The sequence below is a fragment of the Neorhizobium alkalisoli genome, assembly GCF_007829835.1.
Classification (GTDB): Bacteria; Pseudomonadota; Alphaproteobacteria; order Rhizobiales; family Rhizobiaceae; genus Neorhizobium.
The window spans coordinates 1-1,237 of record NZ_VIWP01000038.1 but is presented as its reverse complement, the minus strand read 5'-3'; the positions used below and the strand labels follow the sequence as shown (position 1 = coordinate 1,237).

Annotated in this window: 1 protein-coding gene; it reads right to left on the bottom strand. The window is 57.6% G+C overall.

All coding sequences use genetic code 11. The annotated features are described in order from the left end of the window. Positions 1 to 52: 52 nt before the first annotated feature. A protein-coding gene (locus tag FHW37_RS33395; RefSeq protein ID WP_145643865.1) for an IS3 family transposase occupies positions 53 to 1,155 on the bottom strand; the annotation gives its coding sequence in 2 pieces (ribosomal slippage) (positions 53 to 894 and positions 894 to 1,155; 1,104 coding nt in all). Positions 1,156 to 1,237 lie beyond the last annotated feature (82 nt).

The window sequence follows — 1,237 nt, the reverse complement described above, 5'->3', positions numbered from 1 at the left end:
TGCACTGAGACCGAACCTTGGACCGCCGGAAGCTGGAGTTTTCCGGCTTTGATCACGATGGCTGGCTGGTTGTGCCACCGGGATTATGCAGGTCAATCGGGACGTTATATCCGATCGCCGAGTGAGGACGTTCCTCATTATAGTATCGACGCCAAGTCTCCAACTTTTCGCGCGAATCCGCAAGGGTCAGGAACCAATGGGCGTTCAGGCACTCCGCCCGCAGCTTGCTGTTGAAGGCCTCGATGAAGCCGTTGTCGGTCGGCTTGCCAGGCCGCGAGAAGTCCAGGGTGACGTTGTTGGCATAGGCCCACAGGTCGAGATCACGAGAGATGAACTCACTGCCGTTATCCACCCTTATCGTCTTCGGATAGCCGGTCTTCCTGCAGATGCCTTCCAGGGTCTGGACCACGTCTTCGCCTCGATAGGTGAAGCGAGCGTCGGCGGCCGGACAGTAGCGCGAGTGCGTATCGACCACGGTCAAGATGCGCAGCTTCTTGCCGGTGGCGAGCTGGTCGTGAACGAAGTCCATCGCCCAGACATCGTTCGGGCCGACAGCTTCCTGGCGGTCGTCCCGAAGCTTGGCCTTCACCCGGCGCTTGGGATGCTTGTTGCGCAGCTGAAGACCTAACTCGCTGTAAATCCTGCGTGTCTTCTTCATGTTGATCTTCCATCCATCGCGGAGCAGGTGGACATGGACACGCCGATAGCCATACCGCACGCGCGTCTCGCAAATCTCCTTGATGCGTCGTTCGAGTGGGGCCTGTCCGGTGCGGCGGGATTTGTAATGGTAGGTCGACGTGTCGAACCTCAGAACCTTGCAGGCCCGTCGGATCGAGATGCCCCAATCCACCAGCATCCCGTCTATCAGCTTGCGCTGCCTGACAGGCCTCAGAGCTTTCGGCGGATGACATCCTGGAGCATCTCGCGGTCCAGTGTCAGATCGGCAACGATTTTCTTGAGCCTGGAATTCTCATCTTCCAGAGCTTTCAATCGGCGCATCTCATCGGGCAGCAGCCCAGCGTACTTCTTGCGCCAATTGAAATAAGTTGCTTGGCTGATGCCCGCCTTGCGGCAAATCTCTGCCACCGGCACTCCGTCATCGCCCTGCTTCAGAATGAACGCTTTCTGCGCGTCCGAAAACTTCGATGCCTTCATAGCTTCCGCTCCTGTTCCCAGCCGGGAATCTAGCGCGGAAAACTCCAATTAAAAACGATCCAGTTTTTGGGGATCAGAGCAC